19 protein-coding genes are annotated in these 22,117 nt (G+C 66.0%); 6 read left to right on the forward strand and 13 right to left on the reverse strand.

All coding sequences use genetic code 11. From position 1 onward, the window contains the following. Window positions 1-71: 71 nt before the first annotated feature. From ACOYYX_RS33660 to ACOYYX_RS33690, 7 genes are all read right to left on the reverse strand, one after another. Window positions 72-2,270: a hypothetical protein gene (locus ACOYYX_RS33660; protein WP_422927036.1), complete on the reverse strand. Its 2,199-nt coding sequence runs from the start codon at window positions 2,268-2,270 to the stop codon at window positions 72-74. A 164-nt stretch (window positions 2,271-2,434) separates the two neighbouring features. Then, on the reverse strand, window positions 2,435-4,315 hold the full coding sequence (locus tag ACOYYX_RS33665; protein ID WP_422927037.1) for a SpoIVB peptidase S55 domain-containing protein: 1,881 nt from the start codon (window positions 4,313-4,315) through the stop codon (window positions 2,435-2,437). A 346-nt stretch (window positions 4,316-4,661) separates the two neighbouring features. Continuing rightward, window positions 4,662-5,138, reverse strand: a complete 477-nt coding sequence (locus ACOYYX_RS33670; RefSeq protein ID WP_422927038.1) for a hypothetical protein — start codon at window positions 5,136-5,138, stop codon at window positions 4,662-4,664. Window positions 5,139-5,206: 68 nt separating this feature from the next. Next, window positions 5,207-6,655 (reverse strand): serine/threonine protein kinase, encoded by a 1,449-nt coding sequence (locus ACOYYX_RS33675; RefSeq protein ID WP_422927039.1) that lies wholly within the window; start codon window positions 6,653-6,655, stop codon window positions 5,207-5,209. A 626-nt stretch (window positions 6,656-7,281) separates the two neighbouring features. After that, window positions 7,282-8,742: a decarboxylating NADP(+)-dependent phosphogluconate dehydrogenase gene (gene gnd, locus ACOYYX_RS33680; RefSeq protein ID WP_422927040.1), complete on the reverse strand. Its 1,461-nt coding sequence runs from the start codon at window positions 8,740-8,742 to the stop codon at window positions 7,282-7,284. Between the two features lie 239 nt (window positions 8,743-8,981). Then, complete coding sequence (locus ACOYYX_RS33685) at window positions 8,982-9,878, reverse strand: HAD family hydrolase (protein ID WP_422927041.1); 897 nt, start codon at window positions 9,876-9,878, stop codon at window positions 8,982-8,984. 120 nt (window positions 9,879-9,998) lie between these two features. Continuing rightward, window positions 9,999-10,382: a hypothetical protein gene (locus ACOYYX_RS33690; protein ID WP_422927042.1), complete on the reverse strand. Its 384-nt coding sequence runs from the start codon at window positions 10,380-10,382 to the stop codon at window positions 9,999-10,001. Window positions 10,383-10,701: 319 nt separating this feature from the next. On the opposite strand from ACOYYX_RS33690, the gene ACOYYX_RS33695 reads away from it, so the two are divergent. Beyond that, window positions 10,702-11,982, forward strand: coding sequence for a serine/threonine-protein kinase (locus tag ACOYYX_RS33695; protein ID WP_422927043.1), 1,281 nt, complete (start codon window positions 10,702-10,704; stop codon window positions 11,980-11,982). 12 nt (window positions 11,983-11,994) lie between these two features. Here the strand turns inward: ACOYYX_RS33695 and ACOYYX_RS33700 are convergent, their stop codons facing one another. Both ACOYYX_RS33700 and ACOYYX_RS33705 read right to left on the reverse strand, forming a co-directional pair. Continuing rightward, the gene (locus tag ACOYYX_RS33700; protein ID WP_422927044.1) at window positions 11,995-13,215 is read right to left on the reverse strand and encodes a pyridoxal phosphate-dependent aminotransferase; all 1,221 of its coding nucleotides are present in this window, start codon (window positions 13,213-13,215) and stop codon (window positions 11,995-11,997) included. 169 nt (window positions 13,216-13,384) lie between these two features. Then, window positions 13,385-13,516, reverse strand: a complete 132-nt coding sequence (locus ACOYYX_RS33705) for a hypothetical protein (protein ID WP_422927045.1) — start codon at window positions 13,514-13,516, stop codon at window positions 13,385-13,387. A 156-nt stretch (window positions 13,517-13,672) separates the two neighbouring features. Here ACOYYX_RS33705 and ACOYYX_RS33710 point away from each other — a divergent pair, with 156 nt between their 5' ends. Further along, complete coding sequence (locus ACOYYX_RS33710) at window positions 13,673-14,125, forward strand: transposase (RefSeq protein WP_422927046.1); 453 nt, start codon at window positions 13,673-13,675, stop codon at window positions 14,123-14,125. Between the two features lie 168 nt (window positions 14,126-14,293). Further along, window positions 14,294-14,605, forward strand: coding sequence for a transposase (locus ACOYYX_RS33715; RefSeq protein WP_422927047.1), 312 nt, complete (start codon window positions 14,294-14,296; stop codon window positions 14,603-14,605). Here the strand turns inward: ACOYYX_RS33715 and ACOYYX_RS33720 are convergent. Together ACOYYX_RS33720 and ACOYYX_RS33725 are read right to left on the reverse strand one after the other, a co-directional pair. Further along, window positions 14,602-15,294: a hypothetical protein gene (locus ACOYYX_RS33720; protein ID WP_422927048.1), complete on the reverse strand. Its 693-nt coding sequence runs from the start codon at window positions 15,292-15,294 to the stop codon at window positions 14,602-14,604. The genes ACOYYX_RS33715 and ACOYYX_RS33720 overlap by 4 nt on opposite strands. Window positions 15,295-15,340: 46 nt before the next feature. Then, complete coding sequence (locus ACOYYX_RS33725; RefSeq protein ID WP_422927049.1) at window positions 15,341-16,360, reverse strand: TIGR01777 family oxidoreductase; 1,020 nt, start codon at window positions 16,358-16,360, stop codon at window positions 15,341-15,343. A gap of 455 nt (window positions 16,361-16,815) precedes the next feature. On the opposite strand from ACOYYX_RS33725, the gene ACOYYX_RS33730 reads away from it, so the two are divergent. From ACOYYX_RS33730 to ACOYYX_RS33740, 3 genes are all read left to right on the forward strand, one after another. Continuing rightward, on the forward strand, window positions 16,816-17,691 hold the full coding sequence (locus ACOYYX_RS33730) for an alpha/beta fold hydrolase (RefSeq protein WP_422927050.1): 876 nt from the start codon (window positions 16,816-16,818) through the stop codon (window positions 17,689-17,691). A 191-nt stretch (window positions 17,692-17,882) separates the two neighbouring features. Beyond that, window positions 17,883-18,461 carry an ornithine lipid N-methyltransferase gene (gene olsG / locus ACOYYX_RS33735; protein ID WP_422927051.1) on the forward strand — a complete coding sequence of 193 codons (579 nt, stop codon included), beginning with the start codon at window positions 17,883-17,885 and terminating at the stop codon, window positions 18,459-18,461. Window position 18,462: 1 nt separating this feature from the next. Next, complete coding sequence (locus ACOYYX_RS33740; protein ID WP_422927052.1) at window positions 18,463-20,049, forward strand: GH3 family domain-containing protein; 1,587 nt, start codon at window positions 18,463-18,465, stop codon at window positions 20,047-20,049. 119 nt (window positions 20,050-20,168) lie between these two features. Here ACOYYX_RS33740 and ACOYYX_RS33745 read toward each other — a convergent pair whose 3' ends face one another. After that, window positions 20,169-20,420 carry an acyl carrier protein gene (locus ACOYYX_RS33745; protein WP_422927053.1) on the reverse strand — a complete coding sequence of 84 codons (252 nt, stop codon included), beginning with the start codon at window positions 20,418-20,420 and terminating at the stop codon, window positions 20,169-20,171. Window positions 20,421-20,454: 34 nt separating this feature from the next. Beyond that, entirely contained in the window at window positions 20,455-22,041 is a 1,587-nt protein-coding gene (locus ACOYYX_RS33750; RefSeq protein WP_422927054.1) for an alkaline phosphatase family protein, read from the reverse strand. Window positions 22,042-22,117 lie beyond the last annotated feature (76 nt).

A 22,117-nucleotide genomic window follows, 5' to 3' on the forward strand; every position in this document is an offset into this window, starting at 1 on the left:
TCCGAATTCGAGACACAATGGCGGGATCGATCACAATTTCGGCGATCGATCCCGCGCAGGAAGGCTTCAACTCACCGAACATCCAGGAGGATATCGCCAGTGCCGGTGTTGCCGGCGGCGTCGTTGGCACGGATGACCAGGACGTGGGTGCCGGGCTTCAGGTCGGGGAGGCTCAGGGTGATGGTTTCCTCGTTCGAATCGTAGAGGCCGTCGTCGGGGAAGATCGGGGTCCATTCGCCGCCGTCGAGGGCGTAGGCGGACTTGGTGATCCGGGTGGCGTTGTCGCGGAGGGTCACGACGGCGCCTCGGGACTTGGACTCGATCGCAACGGCCGGGGCCAGGTGGTCGACGAGGAAGGGCTCGCTGGTGCGCTCGCGGGTCAGGGCGTCATCGGCGTTGTTCGACGGGCGGTCGCTGGCCGTGAGCCGGTAGCGGTAGAGACCGTCGGGGACCGAGGTCGTATCCCACTCGTAGTTGGAGCCGGTGTGGTGCTCGTCGCCCAGGCGGATCCAGTCGGGCCAGCCGTCCTTGCGAATGTGCAAGGCGTACTCGAGTTCGTCGCCGTTCGGGTCGGACACGTCCCAGCGCAAGGTAAGCTTGGTCTGGCGGGTCGTGCCGTCCAGGATGCTGACGTCGGGGACGTCGACCTTGGAGACCTCGGGGGGGAGGTTCACCGTCTGGTAGCGAATGACCACCGAGCGAACTTCGGGCGTCACGGCCTGGTTCTTGGTGGAGAGGGTCAGGCGGTACTGGGCGAAGCGACCGGGAGGGACGTTCGCCTTGGACGTGGTGGGCGTGGTCTGCTCGGGCGACCAGGCGGACCACGTGGCGTCGGGCTCGCCGACGTTGCCGGAGCGGACCTGGACCGCGACGGTCGTGGCCTCGGGCTGGTCGGATCGCCAGGAGAGGGCCCCGAAGCGGCTGATCAGCTTCGTGTCGAGGACCTCGGAGACGAGCGTACCGGTCGGGACGTAGCCCGACTCGAGGCGAGCCACCGCGCCCGGGTCTCCGGTGCCGATGAGAAGGTTCCCCTTCGGATCGGTGAGGAGTGCCAGGATCTGGCCGTGGTCGAGGCGGGCAATCGGCGCCGACTCGTGGCCCTGGTCGCGCACCTCGAAAAGCTGACCATCGGGGCCGGTGCCGACCAGGAGTCGGCCTTCCTGCCAGGCGAGGGCATAGATCAGGACGCGGGCGCGGAAAACCTCGCGAGGGACGCCATCGTTGCTAATACGGTAGACCGCATTGTCGCCGGGCGAAGGGGGCTTGGGAGAGGCGGAACCGCCACCGCTCGAACTTGGGGACGAGACGGGAGGGCGAGGGGGCGGGGTGGGCGACGGGGGCTTGGGAGGCTCGGGCGCGTCCGCCGAGGCAACCGTCGCGCCGGATGGGGGTGTCGTGGAGCTCGTCGTGGCTCCTCCGCCGCCGGAGAAGAGGCCGGGGCCGCGTCCGGGCGATCCGCCGCCGCCTCCGCCCGACTCGGCGGCCGTACCGGCGTAAAGCGTGCCGTCGGGGGCGAAGAGGAGCGTACGCACCTCATTCTGCGGGGCGTCGTAGACAACCGAGGCCTTGCCGTCGGGCGAGACCCGATAGATCAGGCCTTCGCCGTCGCTTCCGGCGTAGACGGAGCCGTCGGAACCCACGGCCACGCTCAGGAGGTGGGAGTGGGGGCTGTCGTAGAGCAGGGTGCGATTCCCATCGGCCGCGACTTTCCAGAGCTGGCCGGTGGGGCCGGTGACGGCGTAGAGGTTCCCCTTAGCGTCGGTGGCGAGGTCCCAGATGTACTTGACCGAGGGGTCGAGGGCGGGCGTCGGCTTGGGGTTCTTGGGGTCGGTCAGGTCGACGATGAGGCCGGTCGGACCGGTGCCGGCGAGGACGCGGTTCTCGGGAAGGACGGCCAGGGAGAGGACCTGGGTGTCATCCGCGTCGTAGGCGACGGTCCACTCGGCGCCGTCCTTCGACTCGCGGCGGAAGACCTTGCCGGCGTCGCCGGTCGCGGCGTAGACCGTGCCATCGGCCGTGCTGGCGAGGTCCCAGACGCGGCTGGCGTCGAGCTTGCCCACGGGGGAGAGGGACTGGCCGAGCCGGATCCGCCCATTGTCGGAGACGACGACGCGCTCGCGATGCCCCTTGTTGAAGGCGGCGGCCGTCTCCTGACGCCAGGCGTCGAGCTTGGCGAACGCCCATTGCGCCGGGATGAACCCGGAGGCGACCGCCCCGGCGATGAGGGCTGCTCGGAATGGGGACCGTCCGCTCCGCGGATCGAATCTCATTAGGTTCCCTTTATAACAAGGCTCTGGCGGCGATGACGTGGGCCGGCCGAAGATACGACCCGCCTACGAAAACGAACGGGACCCGGCTCGATAGCGCGGATCGCCGTTCGCTCGCTGGACCCATCGAATTGCCATGACGGACTTCGCCGAATCCGCGCCGGGGTTCAACGCAGGGAGAGGCCTGTGTCCTTCACCACGGTGAATCGGAGCGACTGCGAACCCTCGATAACGTAAGGGGTGTCGGCGGTCGCGATCAAGTCGGCCCTGACGGCCGGGTCCTGACTCTGCCGGCTCGTCGCGAGGATCGCCCGGGCACTCCCCGGCAAATTGGGAAGAGACTGCCCCTGAACGGCGAGTCCACGCTCGGGCAGGGCGACGTGCAAATAGAGCGACGTACGGTTCGGCTCGACCTGGAACTGGAGTGACTTGAGGATGCCGTCGAGGTCGCGAGGCTCCATCAGCGTGGGCTCGTTCCGAAGGCGGCGACGGAGGCTGTTGCCCATGTCGCAGATGTTGACCTCGTGCGTCCCCTCGTCGAAGTCCTCGGGGAGCTTGAGCGAGAGGTCGACCGTCTGGCGATCCCCCTTGAACGGCTTGATAACCGCCTTGGCCTTGAGCGTCTGGCCGGGCTCGACCCGGTCGCTGAGGAGCCGCACCGACTCGATCGCGGCGACCGAGCGACCCGCGGAGATCTCAAGGTCGCAGTCGATCGACTCGATCCTGACAGGGGCCATCGGGTTGCGGACGAGGATGCTGACGATCGACGCGACCGGGCTGAAGAGGGCCGCGGCCCCCATCGGGCCGGTGTACCTCGGGCCGCTCAGGGTATCCTGCAGCTCGATGGGGTTGTGCCCCTTGATCTTGACCGTCGACTTGATTCGGGCGGTCAGTTCGTCGGGGAGGTTCCCCTCGGTGTCGATGGCGTTCGTCAGGACCGACATCACGAGGCTCGGCAGCAAGTTAGGCTCGCGGACGATCTTGACGCGGTAGGTCTGCGGCTCGGAGTAGTGGCCCGTCTTGACCCTGACCACCAGTGGCATCATGTCGGGGGTGGATCCGAGTCGCCCGGCGACCCCCGTGCTGACGTCGGTATCCACGACGCCCACGACCTTGAGCGGCGAGCCCATCTTCATGCTCACGCTGGCCCGAGGATAGACGGTGTGGATGTAGCCGGTCATCATCGGGAATTCGCAGGCGCCGAGGCTGAACATCGGGTGGCCGAAGCCGTAGACCCGGTTCCCCTCGACGTGGGTAACGGTGCCGATGCCCGAGAGGTCGAAGTCGCCGGTCACCATCGCGATGCTCAGGGGCGAGCCGGGGACGAGGGGCTTCTCGCCCTCCTCGCGGATCACGCGCTCGGGAGCGCCGCCGCCGGCCATCGGCGCGAGGCCGAGGGGGCGGAACCGATCGCTCAGGACGGCCAGGGCACGCGGGCTGAACCCGGAAGCCGCGAGGGGCGTCGCGATGGGCTTCATGCCGGCGAGTCCTCCGCCGGAGACGGCGGTCGGCATGCCGGCGTCGGTCGAGTCATTGATCAGGCCGTCGATCTCGAGGGGGATCGAGGCGCCGGTCGAGGCGTGGACCTCGCCGTCCTTCGCCTCGGCGGCGATCCGCCGGTCGTTCGACCGGACGTATTGAACCATCTGGGAGAAGGGGGTCACACCCGCGATGGGATCCTTGGCGAACTCCCAGGCGAAGGCCACGGCTCCCATCAGCTTGCCGTCGATGTAGATGGGGCTGCCGCTCATCCCCTGGATGATCCCGGCATGCTCGAGGTTGCATCCGGTGAGGCGGCAGAGGACCATGTCGCGCCCGGGGCTGACGTCGCGCATCACGCCGAGGACCTCGGCACCAAACTCCTCGAGCTTGGTCCCGACCATCACGGTCTGACCCTTCCCCTTCATCCCGGGGCGGATATCTTTAACATCCCAGTAGAGCTTCGGATCGGGCTCGGAGCCTTGTGACGTCCGGGGCGACGTTGCAGACAGGATCAGCGCAATTCCGAGGAGCCCGATCTTCCACCGCGGTAGGATCTTGGATCGCATCGAGCAGATCTCCCAAGGACGGGGCAGGGCTTTCGTGCGGGCGATCCAGGCCTGGAAATCACAGAGGAGAGATGTGAACTGCGGAAAGAATGGCGGTCGCCGCTCGCGAAACCCCGGAGCATGCCTGCGGTGTTCAAGGCTCGAACGTCTCGGGAGTTCCGGAGCTCCTCGTGCATTCCTCGACGCGAAAGGCGATCTCATCCTGGATCATCGTGTTCAATAGTAGCTCGCGCTTAACATCGAGTCAACCAATAGTTCACGCCCTCTTCATCCATCTTCCCTGCGTTCGCTCACCTCGCGAAGCGCCAATCTCCCCGAAGGTAGAGCGTCCTTTGGGGGCGGGTTGTCACTCCGTCGTCTCGCCATCTGGCCTGGTATTTTCGTTACGTCCCTGCTGGGCCTTGGTTCGGAGTCTCACCTGCTCGCGATAGATTTCCGCACGCTCCTTGATGAGCGAACGCAAGTGACGGCGAGCGTAACGCCTCGTGGCGATCCAGTCGAACATCGCCAGCAGGAGGAGGGTGAAGACCAGGACGAAGATCCCGAGCCAGATCTGGATGAACAGGCGATTCGTCCGCCCGTTCACCAACGGCTCGAGGCGTGAGCCGTAGGAGATCCCGGCGGAGAGGAGTAGTAGGATGAACGCCACGAAGCCCCGGCGCCGATCCTGGCGCGTGAAGTGATTGGCGTCCTCCTCCGACAGGTTCGATGCATCCCGGTTCGCGTGCTCGTGGCCGAGCCAGAGGACCAGCAGGATCGCGACCGCGGCGACGGCGATCGACAGGAGTACCCCGGCGGATGCCGCATCATGTCCACCCAGCATGGCGCACTCCGCGTCAGGAGGTCGTTCTCGGCGGGCTCGCGCCCAGGCGTCGAAGGTGATTGGTCAAATCAATAGAGGTCCGCATTCGTGAGCAGGTGCTCGATATGGTCGCCCCTGCGGGCGATCTCGAGGAGGGCCGAGCGGATGTCGGCCGAGCAGACGTGTTCCCTGGCGAAGGTCCGGGTCATGACGAACATCGGCTGGTCGTGCACGCTCCGGATCGAGAGGCTCCCGTATGTGAGCTTGTCGTTCATGCGGAGGGCGAACTCGAAGTACTTCGGGTCCGCCGGGCCGCAGATCGAGAACACGGAGAGGTGCCGGCCTCCATCTTCACCGCAGGAGACCTCGATGTACACTTCCTGGAGCCGGTCGTTCGGGAGCGGGAAGAGGATCCGGTAGTTGTCGCGGCCTCCCTGGATGAAGCAGTCGAGCCCCTCGACGCTCTCGCGCACGAGGCTCTCCGTCTCGCGGAGGTTCAGGAGAGCGGTCGAGATCGACTCGGACAGGTGATCGGCCGACTCGGGTCGGTCCTCGGGACGCTTGGCCAGGCAGCGCTGGAGGATCGCGGCGACGTCGTCCGGGACGTCGGGGGAGATGTCGCGGACGTCCGGCACAGGCTCCGTGCGATGCAGTTGGATCAGGTGCCCGATCTGGTCGGAGACGTACGGGAGCCGGCCCGTCAGCAGGTAGTAATACATCACGCCGACGGCGTAGATGTCGGAGCGGTGGCTCGCCGGGACGCCGAGGAACAGTTCGGGGGCCATGAACGTGGGGGTACCCGCGACCGGCACGCCGGCGACCTCGAGTTCCCGGAAGCTGCGGACGAGGCCGAAGTCGGCGAGTTTCGCGTGCCCGGTCGGGGTCAGGAGCACGTTCGAAGGCTTGACGTCGCGGTGGACCATCCCCGAACAATGGGCGGCGCCGAGGGCCTGGACGACCTGGCGGACCAGGGTCGAGGCCCGGACCGGCTCGAACGGCCCTTCGCGTATCAAAGACTCGCTCAGGCTGACGCCCCCGGCGATATACTCCATCTCGATGAAGTGGTAGCCGCGATCGCTCCCGAGGTTGTGGACCATCACCACGTGGGGATGGAGCAGCGTGGCGACCGCGCGGGCCTCGGCCCAGAAGCGGTCGCGGAGGAGCGGTTGCTTGGCCACCAGCCCCGGGCTGATCACCTTGATCGCACAGGGGCGGGCGAGTTCCAGGTGCTCGGCGCGGTAGACCCGTCCCATCGAGCCCTGTCCCAGCACCGCCTCCAGGCGATATTGCCCGAGTTGGCGATCGATCAGGTCGTCGATCTCGGGGAAGCCCGAGTCGGGCTCACCCCTGGGCTCGAGGCCCTCGCTCGAATCGAGGTTCAAATCCTCGGGGCGATAGGCCACCGTCTCGCCGAGGTAATCGTCGAACTTCACGGAGATCGGCAGCGTGGGCTCGCCCCTGCGCCCCGAGGTTTTCGGGAAGCTGGCGTCAGGGCCATTCCCAGCAATCGGCTCCTGATCGTGAGGACTTCGCCCCATGCCGGTCATCGTCAATCCCACGGGACAATCGCCTTCCGAAATCTGATATGCCACGTCTCTAATCTTCGGACCTTGCACAAGAGATCTTTTTCAAGAGTGTTAGGCTGTTTCTGAATAAGTCAAGCCGGCCAGGCCAGGCGCCGGCCGCCCTGGCATTCGCCGGTTTGCGAGGAACTTGCGAACGCGCAGTAGCGAGGTCGGGAATTGAAAGGATTCAATACCCCGACGAGCCTTCAAGCCAAACAGGAGTCGATGGTTCCCAAGATATGCGGGCTTCGAGACTTCCTCGCCATCTCTCGCAGACACCGTGCCAGTTCGCGTTGGGCCAAGGTCCATCCGTGGGCACCGGTGTGGCGACACCTTGAAGGTAGCAAATTCTCTCCCACGATGGCAGCCCACCCGGAGCCGCCAAGCATGGTTGCATCAAAATTGCCATACGCGACGCGAAAACGAATGAATTGGGCCTAGATGTGACGTCGCAAGGGACTGCTAGTGTTGAGATCGGAAACGGGGGGCGAGGGGGGACATCGAGGCAGCAAAAAGAACGTCGGCCCGACCCCGCCAGTGAGTGCGGGGTCGGGCCGAACGATTGGGCCGATTGAACTGGACGACGGGAGCGAGGTCGCTCAGACGTTGTAGGAGGTCGAGGAGGTCGTGCCGCCCCGGCCGGTCCAGTTGGTGTGGAAGTACTGGCCGCGGGGCTTGTCGGTGCGCTCGTAGGTGTGAGCCCCGAAGAAGTCTCGCTGGGCCTGGAGCAGGTTGGCCGGCAGGCGATCGCTGCGGTAGCCGTCGAAGTAGGCGAGGGCCGACGACATCGCGGGGATGGGGACGCCGTTGGTCACCGCGGCCGCACAGACCCGACGCCAGCCTTCCTGGGCGCGAAGTAGTTCGCCGGTGAAATAGGGGTCGAGGACGAGGTTCGTCAGCTTGGGGTTCTTGTCGAAGGCTTCCTTGATCTTGCCGAGGAAGGCGCTCCGGATGATGCAGCCGCCGCGCCACATGAGGGCGACGCCGCCGTTGTTGATCTCCCAGCCGGCTTCCTTGCCCATCGCGTTCATGAGGGCGTAGCCCTGGGCGTAGGAGATGACCTTGCTGGCGTAGAGGGCCATCTCGATGTCATCGATGAGGGTCTTGGGGTCCCCCTCATACTTCGTCTTGGGGCCCGAGAGGACCTTGGCGGCCTCGACGCGCTCGTCCTTTTGCGACGAGAGGCAGCGGGCGAAGACGGCCTCGCCGATCAGGGTCAGCGGGGTGCCGGTATCGAGGGCCGAGACGACCGTCCACTTGCCCGTCCCCTTCTGGCCGGCGGCGTCGAGGATCAGGTCGACCATCGGCGTGCCGCTGTCGGGGTCGTTGTAGGCGAGGATGTCGCGGGTGATCTCGACGAGGTAGCTGTCGAGGACGCCCTTGTTCCAGCGGGCGAAGACGTCGTGCATCTCGGCCGGCTTGAGGCCGAGCAGCGTCTTCATGAGGTCGTACGCCTCACAGATGAGCTGCATGTCGCCGTATTCGATGCCGTTGTGCACCATCTTGACGAAGTGGCCGGCCCCTTCGGGACCCACCCAGTCGCAGCAAGGGGTGCCATCGTCGACCTTGGCGGCGATCGCCTGGAAGATCGGCTTGACCGAGGGCCAGGCCTCGGGATCGCCGCCGGGCATGATCGACGGGCCCTTCAGGGCGCCTTCTTCGCCGCCGGAGACGCCGGTGCCGACGAAGAGGATCCCCTTGGCCTTGAGATCCTTGGCCCGGCGGGTCGTGTCGGGGAAGTGGGTGTTGCCGCCGTCGATGAGGATGTCGCCCGGCTCGAGGAACGGGAGCAGTTCTTCGATGACCGCGTCCACGGCCGAGCCGGCCTTGACCATGATCATGATCTTGCGGGGCCGCTTGAGCGACGCGACGAGGTCCTGGACCGTGTGGGCGCCGACGAGCTTCTTGCCCTTGCCGCGGCCGTTCACGAACTCGTCGACCTTGGAGGTCGTCCGGTTGTAGACGGCCACGGTGCTGCCGTGGCTCTCCATGTTGAGGACCAGGTTCTCTCCCATCACGGCGAGGCCGATCAGGCCAATGTCGGCGGTAGGTGTGGTCATTGCGGGTGCTCGAGCTATCCTCGGTTCAAGGTAAGATCAGGACAAAGCGATTTGCCGGGCGGAGTCGATGGGCTCGGCGCGACCGGCCCTCTCCTCCTTTTGGATCCGGATGGAGGGTCCGACCGTCGCCACGACCTCGCGCAAAGTATGCGGCCGGAGGTCAAGTCTCAGGCGTTCGCGTGCCTCTGGGCTCAATCTCGCTCGGGCGGGGCCGACGAGCCTAAGATTGTGGCCAGGAATCAAGCGGTTTTCCAGGGGGGTTTCCGGGGCAGGAGCTTCTCGAACTCGGCGATCCGCTCGCTCATGTACGAACCTGCATAGGTCCCTTGGAAGAATCGCGGCAGCGCCTCCTCGTAGAAACGTCGCCAGGACTCGTCCTCGAAGCCCGGGTCGATCGGGTAGAAGAGGGCGTCGTTGGCCTCGGCCGCCTTGAGGTCGCCGAGGGCGTCGCCCACCATCAGGACCCTGTCCTTCTCGTAACGCCCTCCCGCGGCGTGGGCGAGGTGCTCCTTCTTGCTCCCGAGTTCCTGCCCGGCGATCAGGCCGACGTATTGCTTGAGGTCATGCTCTTCCCATTCCCGGTTCAGGGCCTCGGTGGGGGTGGCGGAGACGACCATCACATCGGCCTTGCCTTGCAGGGCCCCGAACGATTCACGGACATAGGGGAAGGGGGGTACGTCGCGGACGATCTCGCCGACCGAGCGGTTGACGGCCTCGCTCCACTCGAGGGCCTGGATCAGGTCGGGTTCGTTGGTCGCCGCGATCTCCTGCTTGAGCGCGGGGTTGGCCAGCTTCGTCTCGCGGTCGATCCAGCTGCGGAGCCCGGTCAGCTTCGGGAGTTCGAATCCGCGGCGGGCGACCTCCGGCCGTTCCGCGAGCATGTCGAGCGTCATCGTGAGGCCCGGGAACCGGTTGATCCCACGCCAGTACGAGTAGAGGTTGATGAACTCGGCCACTTCGCGGACGTACTTCGAGATGGCAGCGAGGTCATAAACCTTGACGATATTGGGGATGAAGCATTCCTTGTGCTTCACCTCCATCGAGTCGAAGACGCAGCCGTCGCTGTCGACACCGACGAAGAAGTCCTGAGACTTCGGGAACCCTGCCAGGACCTGCGTTGCGGCCGTCGCCGTCATGCTCGAAATCCCTCGGCCGGCGGCGGATCGACGCCCCGGACTCGTGGCCAGAGCCCGGGAACCTCGGCAGGCTTCGGCCTGCCGGATACGAAGGGTTCCGGGCTTCCTCGACGCCTTAGCTTATCGGACGCCCGACGGGTAATAGTAATAGACGGGAGCCTGCGGGGCGTAGCCGCCCTGGACCTGCGGGGCGTAGTAGTACGGCTGGCCACCCGCCTGCGGGTAGTAGTAGTACGACTGGGCCGGGGGTGCGTACTGGCGAGGGGCGGTCACCGTGTTCGGGTAGTAGTACGTCTGCGGCGCCGTCGCTCGAGGCCGGCGTGTGCTGCCCGGGCCTCGGTACTGGTAGAAGAGGCTCCCCTGGTTGTTGGGGAAGTCCTCATAGCTGTTCGGGACGTAGGACCGGGATCGGGCCTGGGCCCGGGCGTCTCGGGTCGAGAGGTCGCAGAGGATCAGGCCCGCAACGAGGGCCCCGAAAACCATCATGCGTCGGGTCGTGGCCATGGGAATGACCTTTCTTGCTCTGGCAACTGGGGGAAATAGGGGCGTGCCACTCGGTGCCGCCTTCGATCCATCTTATCAGGTCGGCCCGGTCAAAAGCAGTTGTCGAAAGTCGAAGGGTCGCGATCCGAGAGATTGCCGGGTCTCACCGATCCGTCCCGCGTTGTTGACCCGAGACAACCCCGGGCTCGCTCGTGGATAGGAATTTGAGGTTCGGGTTGCGCTGTGGTATCGTCGAAGCCTCGAAACCGGGAAACAATGTCTCGGGTATTCCGCCAAGACGTCAATTCCTGCTCGCGACGCAACCCCCAGGTGGACTTTCATGGCGACGTCCGACAAACCCAGATCGCCAGAGAGTAATTCAGCCGACCTCCTCGCCGTCATCCGCGCCTCGGGGGTCCTGACCGACCGCCAGTTCGAAGATGTGAAGTCCAAGGTCCTGAGCGGCAAGTATCCGATCGGCTCGCAAGAGCTGGCCGAGCGTCTCGTCCGCGAGAAAGTCCTGACCGAGTACCAGACCAAGCGATTCCTGAACAACAAGTCGCACGGGATGGTCGTCGGACGGTACGCGATCCTCGATCGGATCGGCTCGGGCTCCATGGGCCGCGTCTACAAGGCGCAGCACCTGATGATGGATCGCGTGGTGGCCTTGAAGATCATCGCCCCCGAGATCGCCAACAACGACCGCGTCGTGGCTCGGTTCCACCGCGAGATGAAGCTCGTCGGCCGGCTCGATCACCCGAACGTCGTCCGCGCGTTCGACGCCGACCAGATGAACAAGGTCTTGTATATCGTGATGGAGTTCGTCTCGGGCCTGAGCCTGAGCCAGCGCTACCGTCAAGGGCTGATCCCCCCGCAGGACATGGTGAATTACGCCGCGCAGGCCGCCCTGGGCCTGAGCCACGCGCACTCGCAGGGGATCGTCCATCGCGACATCAAGCCCTCCAACCTGCTCCTGACCGAGGACCACAAGCTCAAGGTCCTCGACCTGGGCCTTGGCGTCCTGATGGAGGCCGACGAGCAATCCTCCTTCGCGACGGCCGACGGCGTGGCGGTCGGGACGATCGACTACATGTCCCCCGAGCAGGCCTGCGGGCGCGACGTCGACGGTCGGAGCGACCTCTTCAGCCTCGGCTGCTCGATGTACCACATGATGAGCGGGCGGCTCCCGTTCCCCGGGGACAGCCCCGTCGAGCGACTGGGCAAGCGCATCAGCGGGCGACCCGAGCCTTTGAGCGACGTCATGCCGGGGGTCCCGGCCGCGCTCTGCCAGGTGATGGACAGGCTGCTCGCCACGAAGCCGGCCGATCGCTTCCAGTCGGCCGAGGAAGCCGCCGACGCCCTCCAGGCCCTGCTGAAACCGAAGTCCAAGCGAACCGCGGCCCCGGCCCCCGAGAAGGCCGAGCCGGAGAGTCCCTCGACCCCTCCGCCGCCCCCGCCCAAGCCGGTGGTCATCACCAAGCGGCCCGAATACCCCGGCTGGTTCCGGCCGATCGCGGACCTCGCCGAGCGGAAGCCCAGGACCGCCCTCCTCGCCACCCTCGGCGCCCTCTCGCTCGCCTTCGGCAGTGGTTTGGGTCTGGGTTATCTGCTCCTCCGCTGAACCCGACCGGGATCAGGCGAGCCGCAAGATCTCGTCACCTAATGCGGGAGGCTCCGAGCCGAGAACCTCGACCAGGGCCTGGAGTAGCGCATCGTTCTCGTGCGGCAGTCGGACCGCGATCCGCAGATGCCCCTGCGTGGCGACGAGCTGGTTGTGCCCCGTAAGCAGGGCCCCCACCTCGAGGCCGCGGAAGTCGGAGCATTCCCGGACCAGGAACCCGCGACGTGCCAGGGCCTCGTGGACCTGAATCGAGGTCCAGGTCGTCTCCGTCAGGCTCACGAGGAGGTAGTTCGGGAGCGGCTGGGGGTGTTCACCCGCCTCGCGACGATCGGGCCAGGCGGGGCGGAGGCCGGGGATCTCCCAGAGCCTGGCCAGCATCCGGGCCGATTCGGTCGCGATCAAGTCGGCGGTCCGGGCGAGGTAGTCCGTCTCGTCGAGCGCAGCGAGCGCGGCGGCCTCGGCCTGGGGCGTGATCGTCCACGGATCCTGATACTGGCTGAGACGCACGATCATATCAGGAGATGCGATGGCGTAGCCGACCCTGAGCCCCGGGATCGCGAAGGACTTCGTCAGCGAGCGGACCACCAGCAGGTTCTCGCGCTCGGGCACCGCGCCGATCAGCGAGCGCGAGGCGTCATCGGCGAAGAACGGCAGGAAGGCCTCGTCCACGACCGTGAGCATCCCGAGGGAGCCGTCGACGTGGGCGATCAGGCGTTCCCGCTCCCAAAGCTGGCCCGTGGGGTTGTTGGGATGACCGGCCCAGAAGATCCCGGCGGCGGGGTCGGGGAAGACCTCCTGCTGCCAGGCCAGGACATGTTCACCCCACGATTCCAGCTTCAGCTCATTGAGGTGCGAGGCTCGCCGATATTCGCCATAGGTCGGCTCGACCAGGTGGGCGATCGGCATGCCCGGGTCCCCGCGCTGGTAGGCGTGGAGCGCCAGGACCTCGCGCAGGGATTGCGAGATCAGGCTCAGCGCTTCGGTGGCTCCCGCCGTGACGATGACGCGATCGAGCGAGACGCCGTGGTACTCGGCGAGACGTTCCGCCAGGCGAGGCGAACCGGGCTCGGGATAGGCGGTGACGCGATCGAAGGCCGAGCGGGCGGCTTCGAGCACCGAAGGGGGCGGGCCGAGCGGATTGAGGCTCGCCGAGAAGTCGAGCAGGGGCAGGTCCCCCAGCCCGTACTGCCGTCGGACACTCGCCGGGTTGCCTCCGTGGGGAATGGGTCTCATCGCTCGAGGCAGTCTTTCCTGGGTAATGGGCAGCGAGCGTCCACTTGACTCGATTCGAGGCCGGGGGAGGGCATTCACTTCAAAGCCCCAGCGTATCCGCCACCATGAGATTGGCGAGATTCTACCTTCGGTTCAGGCCCGATCGCTACGGGCGACCACGTACGACGCCTCAGTCTTCGAAGTTGAAGATATCGTTGATCGAGGGTGCTTTGGAGGTCTGGGCCGCCAGGTTTTCCGGGATCTCGCCCTTCAACCAAGCCCGGATTGAATTGGGAAAGAGCAATGCGATCTCGTCGAACACTCGCGGTCGTTTCTGTCCTGGTTCGGCGATCCTGCCATCGTCGCGCGGGCCGAAAAAGTTGGTGGCTCATGCCGGGTAACTGGTGGGGCCTATCGTAGTGACGCGGGGTATGGTTGAAATGGAGGGGACTCTTACCTCGGCCGCGCGGAGGTTGCCATGGATTTCCCCATCCTCGACCTGATGGATGACGAGGCCAGCTATGCCGAGCTCCTCGCCTGGCTCCACCCAGCGGGCCTCGCATGCCCGCGATGCGGGGACGGCGACGACCTCCACGTCCACAGGCGCCATCGCGCACCGATCCTCGACTACCGCTGCGGCCGCTGCAGGAGGGTCTTCAACGCCTTCACCGGCACCGCGCTCCACGGCAACCGCCGCCGGGCCGCCGAGCTGCTCCTGATCGTCCGCGGCATCGCCCAGGGCACGCCTACTGCCAGGCTGGCACGCGAGCTGGACTGCGATCGCTCCCAGCTGCTCGAGCTCAGGCACCGCCTCCAGGGCGCCGCCCACTCGGGGCGGCACCGGGATCCCCTGGAAGACTCCGAGCTCGAGGCCGACGAGATGTACCAGAACGCGGGGGAAAAAAGGGCGACCGCACCGCGACCCCGATGACCCGCCGCGGCGTCGCGGCAACAAGCGGCCGGGGCACGGGAGCTGGGACACGGACCGGCTGCCGATCTGCGGGGTGGTGGGGCGCCGAAGCGGTGAGATCCGCCTGACGGTGGCCCGGCATTCCGACGGGGAGACCTTGCGCGCGTGGCGTTGCGTGCGAGCTGGCCGATGACGCGATTCTACACGGACGAGTGGAAGGGCTACGATCGTCTGCCGGAGATGGGCCGCTCCCGCTCGTCGGTCTGCCACGGCCGCGGGGAGTGGGCGCGCGACGACGACGGTGACGGGGTGCGCGAGGTGCACTGCAACACGCTGGAGGGGAACTGGACGGGGCTGAGGAACTTCCTGCGGCCGTTCCGCGGGGTCAACAAGGAGTATCTTCGACAGTACGTGGCGATCTACCAGTGGAGTTACAACATCAAGCGGGTGTCCGGGGAGTTCATCCGGGCTCTACTCGGTGTTAAGGGCTCCACCAGTTAAACGACATGAGCCAAGTTGGTCAGTACGAACCATCCCGACTCGATGATTCGCTCGTCACGTTTATCGGTCAGCTTGAGGTGTGCCCTGACGTGCCAGCGAGTGCTGATAACTCCCGCCCGAGGTTTGTCCGCCGGCGCTTTCAGCTGAATCTCGTCCAACTTGATCTCGAGCGGTGAGCTGGGCGAGGAGATGGGGAAGCAGGACGTGAGGAAGGCCGGGAGGTCGTCAAGGAACCTCTGGAATAGCTCGAGCTGTGCCTCGGGGACAATCCTGTATCGCAGGATGACTGGCAATTCTTCATTGATACGTTCGTCCGATAACATATCAAATTTGACACGCGAGTTGCCCAGCTCGGCCAGGAGCTTCCATTGAAGGGCCGTGTGTCGAAACGCGTCGAGGACGCAGATGGGCTCAAACCTCGGCCTGGAGATGCGCACCTCGACATCGGCCGGCTGATCCTCGTCCACCGGATGATACCGATCGTTCCCATAGCGATCCGCGATCAGTGACCGGACTTTCTCGTAGTCTTGCGTATCGCCCTGTGAGTGTATCTGTATGCAGAGTTGGCCCACGACGAGTTTCTCCCGATGTGAAACCGTGGCATCCAGGTCTCCAAACTCGCCCTCGATCCCCCCAGCCTGCAGACTCGAATTCCGGTCGGCTTGAGGAGACATGGCCCGGAACGCCAAACAGAACGACTCCCGGCTTCCCGGTTGATTGGCGGCGATGCGAGGCTCAGTGAGGATGCGCCGCGGAGGTCTGGGACGACTTCGCGGACCTGGCAGAATCCTTCGAAGTGTAGATGTCTCGCAGGGCTCCCTCCAGGTTCGGGAAGCGGTACTGGTAGCCGAGCGACTCGGCCTTCGTCGGCAAGACGCGTTGGCCCTTGGTGACGACGTTCGCCACGTCCCCCAGGACGGCCCGGAGCAGGATATCGGGCGGGCCGAAAGGAAGGAACACGCGCCAGGGGGCGTAGGGTTTCCAGAGGACCTTCGAGAGCGTTCTGGCGAAGTCGGCGTTCCGCACGGGCTCGGGCGAGGTGCCGTTGAGCGGGCCTTTGGCCTCGGGGTTGTCGAGGGCCAGGAGGAAGAGGCCGACGATGTCGTCAATGTGGATCCAGCTCATCCACTGCTGTCCGCTGCCCGGCTTGAAGAGCGAGTCCCCGCCGCCGATCGGCACGCCAGGACCCAGGCGGAACAGTGGCGTCATCGCGGCGAGGGCACCTTCGTTGCGGGCGAGCACGATGCCGATGCGGACGCGGGCGACGCGAGTCCCCTGATTCTCGGCCGGTCGCGTGGCCTCTTCCCACTCGCGGCAAATCACGGACATGAAGTCGGCGCCCGAGGGGCTCTCCTCGGTGAGGACCTCGTCGCCATGCGGCCCATAGTACCCGACGGCCGAGGCCTGCGCCAGGATCCGAGGGGGCTTCCTCGCCCGGGTGATGGCGGAGACGACGTGGTTCGTGCCGTAGACGCGGCTGTCGCGGATCTTGCGCTTCACCTCCGCGTTCCAGCGATTGGCGAAGACGTTGTGGCCGACGAGGTTGACGACCGCGTCGCAGCCGTCGACGCTTGCCTGCCAGTCGCCGACGACGCCGGGATCTCCGGGGACGAACTGGAACCTACGCATGGCGGGGTCGCGACGCACGGCGTCGGCCCGGCGCGTGAGGATGATCACCTCATCGCCCCGCTCGACCAGCCGGTTTCCCAGGTGACGGCCGATGAGCCCCGTACCGCCCGTCATGAACACACGCATCGTCCCACCCCCTGGTCTGCGGGCGCGGCCACTGTCGCCGAAGCCGAGCAGACTCGACATCTTGCAGGCCCTCGGGAACCGGCGTCAAGCCGCCCGGGAGCGAAATCATCACGGAACCTGGCGTCGTGGTTTCTCCTGAAATCAACCGAGGGAACGCCGGCGGGCACACGCCCACGTGAGGTCTCCTGCGCCTCCCACGCCAACCCTAAGCGAGCCGCTTGCAGTCGACGGAAATCGAGAAGCCGCTGTCACTAAGCCGCATGAAATGTGCAGAAAGCGTGTAGACAAATTGCGGTTATGAAGCTCGATAATCCGTTGGCCTGGCGGTTCGAGCGTGGTATTGTCTTTGAGTGCTCCTCGTGACGAGGGGGTCGTGAACGAGGAGCGAATTCCTCGAGGCGGCACGACGGGTCGGGCCAAAATTCCGCCTCGCCAACCGGGAGTCCTGGCAACCGATGAACCCCAGTGTTCGCAAGTTGTTCGATCTTCATCGACTCAATGCCTACAAGCGTCCCGCCCCGCTGATCCTGGTCAACGGCCTGGCCGAGCAGTCGGAAAGTTGGTTCGCCAATCGAACCTCCTGGTCGCGGCACTTCGATGTCAAGGTCCCCGAACTCCTCGTCTACGACGGGGACTCGCTGCATAAGCACATCGACCAAGGGGGCGAGGTCACGGTCGACTACCTGGCCGAGCGCCTGGCGCGTTATCTCGACGAATACGTCCAGCGCCCGCCCTACAACCTCGTCGCCTCGAGCCTCGGCGGGCAGGTCATCCTGACCTACGCCGCCAAGTTCCCCCAGAACGTCTCGAGGATGGCCGTCCTCTGCCCCTCGGGCTTCTACGGGGATGAAAACCTCCCGATGATGGAGGGGGTCAGGCGGAGCCAGTACGACACCCTGGTGAAGTCGGTCTTCCACCGCTCGCATTTCGCCAGCGATGAGCTCGTCGCGGTCATCGAGCGGAAGTTCCAGGACCGGAAGTGGAAGAAGGGGGTCTTGCGGACCCTCCGCGGCACCGTGGGCCACTCGGTCGCCCCGCTCCTGCCGCAGATCTCGCAGCCGACCTTGCTCATCTGGGGCGCCAATGACCACGTCATCTCCGACGTGCACGGCTCCGTCCGGGCGGGCAACACGATGCAGAAGGTGCGGCAGGTCGTGATCCCGAAGTGCGGCCATGCCCCGCAGATCGAGAAGTCACGACTCGTCAATCAGCTTGTGCTCCGCTTCATGCGAGACAAACTCAAGGCCGTGCCGCCGACGCTCGACCCCGCGCGTTTCCTTCAGGAGCAGGATCGCAAGGTCCGCCCCCGTTTCACGCCGACGGGCCGTTGATCGTGAAGAAATCGGCCTGAGCTCCGAAAGAGAAGTAGGGCAGCCCCTGGACCGCCGAGGCCCGATTTGAGAGCCTCGACAGCCCGAGGTCTGCCCTGCGTCGTTTCGGGGCGAGACTCCCGTCGATTTCGATCACCGGCCAGCATCCATCACGCCGAGCCGCCCCTGTCCCTCTCCTGCGACGAGCACCGATGAAAGATTTCTTCCTGTTCCTGGGCAAGTTCTTCAAACACGGCACCGCCATCGCCAGCCTCGCGCCGAGCAGCCCCTGGCTCTCCGAGACGACCGTCCGGAACATCCCCTGGGACAAGGCCCGCGTCCTGGTCGAGCTCGGGGCGGGCACCGGGCCGATCACCAAGGTCCTCGCGGCGAAGGCCCACCCCGACTGCAAGGTGATCGTCCTCGAACGCGACCCGGACTTCGCCCGGCTCCTCCGCGAGCGCTTCGCCGACAAGCCCAACTTCGACGTGATCGAGGGGGACGTCCGCGACCTCGAGCAGATCCTCAAGGATCGCGGGATCAGCCAGGTCGACTACGTCGTCTCCGGGCTCCCGGTCCCGTCCTTCCCCAAGGACCTCCAGCGCGACCTCTTCCGCAACGTCAAGAAGATCCTCGCCCCGGGCGGCACCTACAACCAGATCACCGAGATGCCCTGGGTCTACCTGCGGTTCTATCGCAAGGTCTTCGACGACGTCCAGTTCGTCTTCGAGCCGCGCAACATCCCGCCGGCGGGCGCGTACTTCTGCCGGGGCGTGAAGGACGTCGGCTGATATGAACTGGCTCTCCCCCATCCAGGCCATCGCGGGCACGGCGCCCGTCCGTTCGATCGTGAACCGAGGGTTCGTGAGCTCGGGACGCAGGCGCGTGGCCGAGCTCGAACGGACCGACCCCGTGGCCGCCCAGGAGCGCGAGCTGAAGACGCTCGTGCGCAAGGCCGCGAATACACGGTTCGGCCGCGACCACGGCTTCGCCAGCATCCAAACGGTCGCCGACTTCCAGAAGGCCGTGCCCCTGCGCACGTATGAAGACCTCTGGAAATCTTATCTCCAGGATCAGTACCCGGTCTTCGACAACCTGACCTGGCCGGGCCGGATTCCGTACCTCGCGCTCACGAGCGGGACGACCCAGGGGGCGACGAAGTACATCCCGATCACGCGGGAGATGCTCGCCTCGAACCAGAAGGGGGCGAGGACGATGGTGGCCTATCACCTGGCCACGCACGAATCCTCGCAGCTCTTCAAGGGGCGGATCTTCTTCCTCGGCGGCTCGAGCGACCTGGAACGCCCGGCCCCCGGCGTCTTCCAGGGAGACCTGAGCGGGGTCGTCGCCAAGGAGTTCAACGAGATCCTCCGCCCGTACACGTTCCCGCCCCTCTCGCTCGCCCTCGAGTCGAACTGGGACCGCAAGCTCTCGATGCTGGCCGAGCAGAGCCTCCGCGAGCGGATCACCCTCGTCGGGGGCGTGCCAAGCTGGCTGCTCGTCCTCTTCGAACGATTGCTCGAGCTCTCCGGCAAGTCGACGATCGCCGAGGTCTGGCCGCACCTCGAGCTCGTGGTCCATGGCGGGGTCAAGTTCGACCCGTACCGACGCGCCTTCGAGGACGTGCTCGGCAGCAAGTCGATCCGGCTCCAGGAGACGTACCCGTGCTCGGAAGGCTTCATCGCCTTCGGCGACCCGGCGACGGGACACCTGCGCCTGGTCTACGACCACGGCCTCTTCTACGAGTTCGTGCCCATCGATGAGCTCGACTCGCCGAATCCGACCCGGCACTGGCTCGGCAACGTGCAGGCCGGTGTCAACTACGCGATCGTGGTATCGACCTGTGCCGGGATGTGGAGCCACATCATCGGTGACACGGTCCGGTTCGAGTCGTTGAACCCGCCGCTGCTCACCTTCACTGGCCGCACCAAGTACACCCTCTCCGCCTTCGGCGAGCACCTCATCAACGAGGAGATCGAAGGGGCGGTCGCGACGGCCTCGGCCGAGACGGGGGCCTCGGTCCGCGAGTGGCACGTCGGCCCGGTCTTCCAGGGGGCGCTCGGGTATCACCAGTACGTCGTCGAGTTCCTCAAGGCTCCCGACGACCTGGAGGCTTTCCGCAAAGCCCTCGACGCCGACCTCTCCAGGCGTAACGCCGACTACCTCGCGCATCGCGCCGAGGGCGTGGGCCTGCCGCTGCCCGGCATGATCGTCGCCCGCCCCGGCGGCTTCGACGCCTGGATGCGTTCGCGAGGCAAGATCGGCGGGCAGAACAAGGTCCCCCGCATGGACAACGCGGGGACGCTCACGGACAACCTCGCCTCATTCCTGCGGGCAGGTTCGCAGATCGAGACCGAGCTTCCGGCGGGGACCGTCTGAGGCGACTTTACCCCATCCAACGCCGAAGGGCAGGCCAGGGCCTGCCCTCGATTGGCTGCGCGTTGTGTCGCGAGGGCACGTCCAGGCTTCAACTCTCGCGTTCAGTGCCCTCCGTCGGCTCAGGCGGCCTTCTTCTCGCCGATGAGCTGAGCGATCTGGTCGACCGAGTCGAGATGCTCGACGCCGGCCTCGTGCGCCTCGATGGTGACGCCGAAGTGGTCTTCCAGGAAGGAGACCAGCTTGAGAGTGCTGATCGAGTCGAGGATGCCGCCGGTGATCAGCGGGGTGTCGCCGGTCAGGGCTTCGGCATCTTCGCCGGGGAGGAACTCGTTGAGGATGTAGTCGCGCACGGTGGTCTGGACGTCGTTCATGTCGACCTCTGGGGAAGAGCGAAGAGGATCAAGATCAGGCACACTCCGCGCCGAATCCCGCGGCGAGGAGCGCTTCAAAACGTGGGTCGGCCTCGATCACGGGGAGTTCCCCGTAACGGACGGGCAGGGGATTCTCGAAAGCCTCGTGGATGACCCGGCCCTCCATCGTCTCCGGGATCTTCAGCCCGAGCATGGCGAGCACGGTCGGGGCGATGTCGTGGAGATTGGCGTGGAGGTGCTCGCCGTGCTTCACGTCCGGGGCGTCGATGGCGATCACGCCGTCCATCCAGTGAGTGCCCGGCAGGTTCGGGTCGTGGCGGGTCAGCTCATTGCGGAGCGTCACCCCCCATTTGGCCTGGGCCTGGTATCCGTCGGCCGAGAGTGCGAGGACGTCGGGAAGCCCCTCCCTCGCCGGGTCGAGGTCGTACTGCTCTCCGAGGTCGAAGGCATCGCGGAAGAGCAGGTCGCCCGTCTTGGGGTCGCGGGCCTCGAGGCAGATCTCGATGACCTCGCGGCGGACCCTTTCCGCCACGGCGCCGCTGCCGGTCAGAGCCGGATTGAGGAAGATGCAGCCGCTGAGCTGCCCGAAGGGGGCGAAGGCCAGGGTCTTCTTCCAGTCGCAACCGACCTGTCCTTCCATCGAGCGCGGGAGCCGGCGACCCGGGCCGCCGGGGGCGGTGCGGGTCATCCAACGATGGAGCCGGTCGCCGAGGCGCTGGGCCCTGTAGCGGAAGCGGGTGCCGTACATCAGGCCGCGTTGCAGGCCCGTCTGGCGCAACAGGCCGTTCACGTTGACGAGGGCCTTACAGGGGCCGAAGCCGTGGTCGGAGACGGCAACGATCGCCGCGTCGTGCCTCGAGGCCAGCTCCAGGAGCCGCCCGACGCTCTCATCGAGCACCCGCATGCACGACTCGACCTCTTCGTTCCAGCCGGGCACCCGGACTCCGGTCTCATCGACGTCGAGGTAGGGCCAGAGGCGATGCTGGAGGCTGTCGAGGTTGTGGAAGTGGACCATCAGGGCCGACCAGTCGCAGCGGGCGTCGGCACGCTCGGCGGCCTCGGCCTGGGCGCGGAAGACGGCCCGGTTGCGGGCGGCCCGGACGCGGAGGTCGTCGAGGGTCTTGGGTCGACCCTTCCACACGATCTTATGCGTATAATCGGGAACGTTGGCGAAGATCTCCTCGCCGAACTCGGGGCACTGGGCGAACGCCCAGTCGAGCCCGGGGGCGTCGGAGCCGGCCACGACCAGGCCCCGGACCATCGGCGGGGGATAGGTCATCGGCAGGTTCAGGCTCACGACGTCGTGGCCGTCTGCGCTGAGGATCTGCCAGAGCGTCGGCACGCGGACCCGTCCCGCGTGGTTCGACCGCAGGCTGCGATCGGCCGAATCCACGTAGTAGAATTCGTGGATCCCATGAACCGGGGGGGTACACCCGGTGAGGAACGAGGTCCAGGCGACGGGCGTCACCATCGGCTCGGATGAGCGGAGCGTCCCATACGCCGAGCGCTTCCAGAGGGAAGCGAGGTTCGGGAGAAGACCCCGCTCGAACCAGGGGCGGAAGACGGACATCGTCCCGCCATCAAGGCCGAGGAATAAGACCCGAGACGCTGATGACGGCATGGGACGGTCGCCTCGTGCTCCCGGAATCCTCCCAACCCCCACTCCATCGGGGGCCGCCAGTCTTACGGAAAAGTCG

It is taken from the genome of Singulisphaera chitinilytica (assembly GCF_049331405.1).
Classification (GTDB): Bacteria; Planctomycetota; Planctomycetia; order Isosphaerales; family Isosphaeraceae; genus PoT.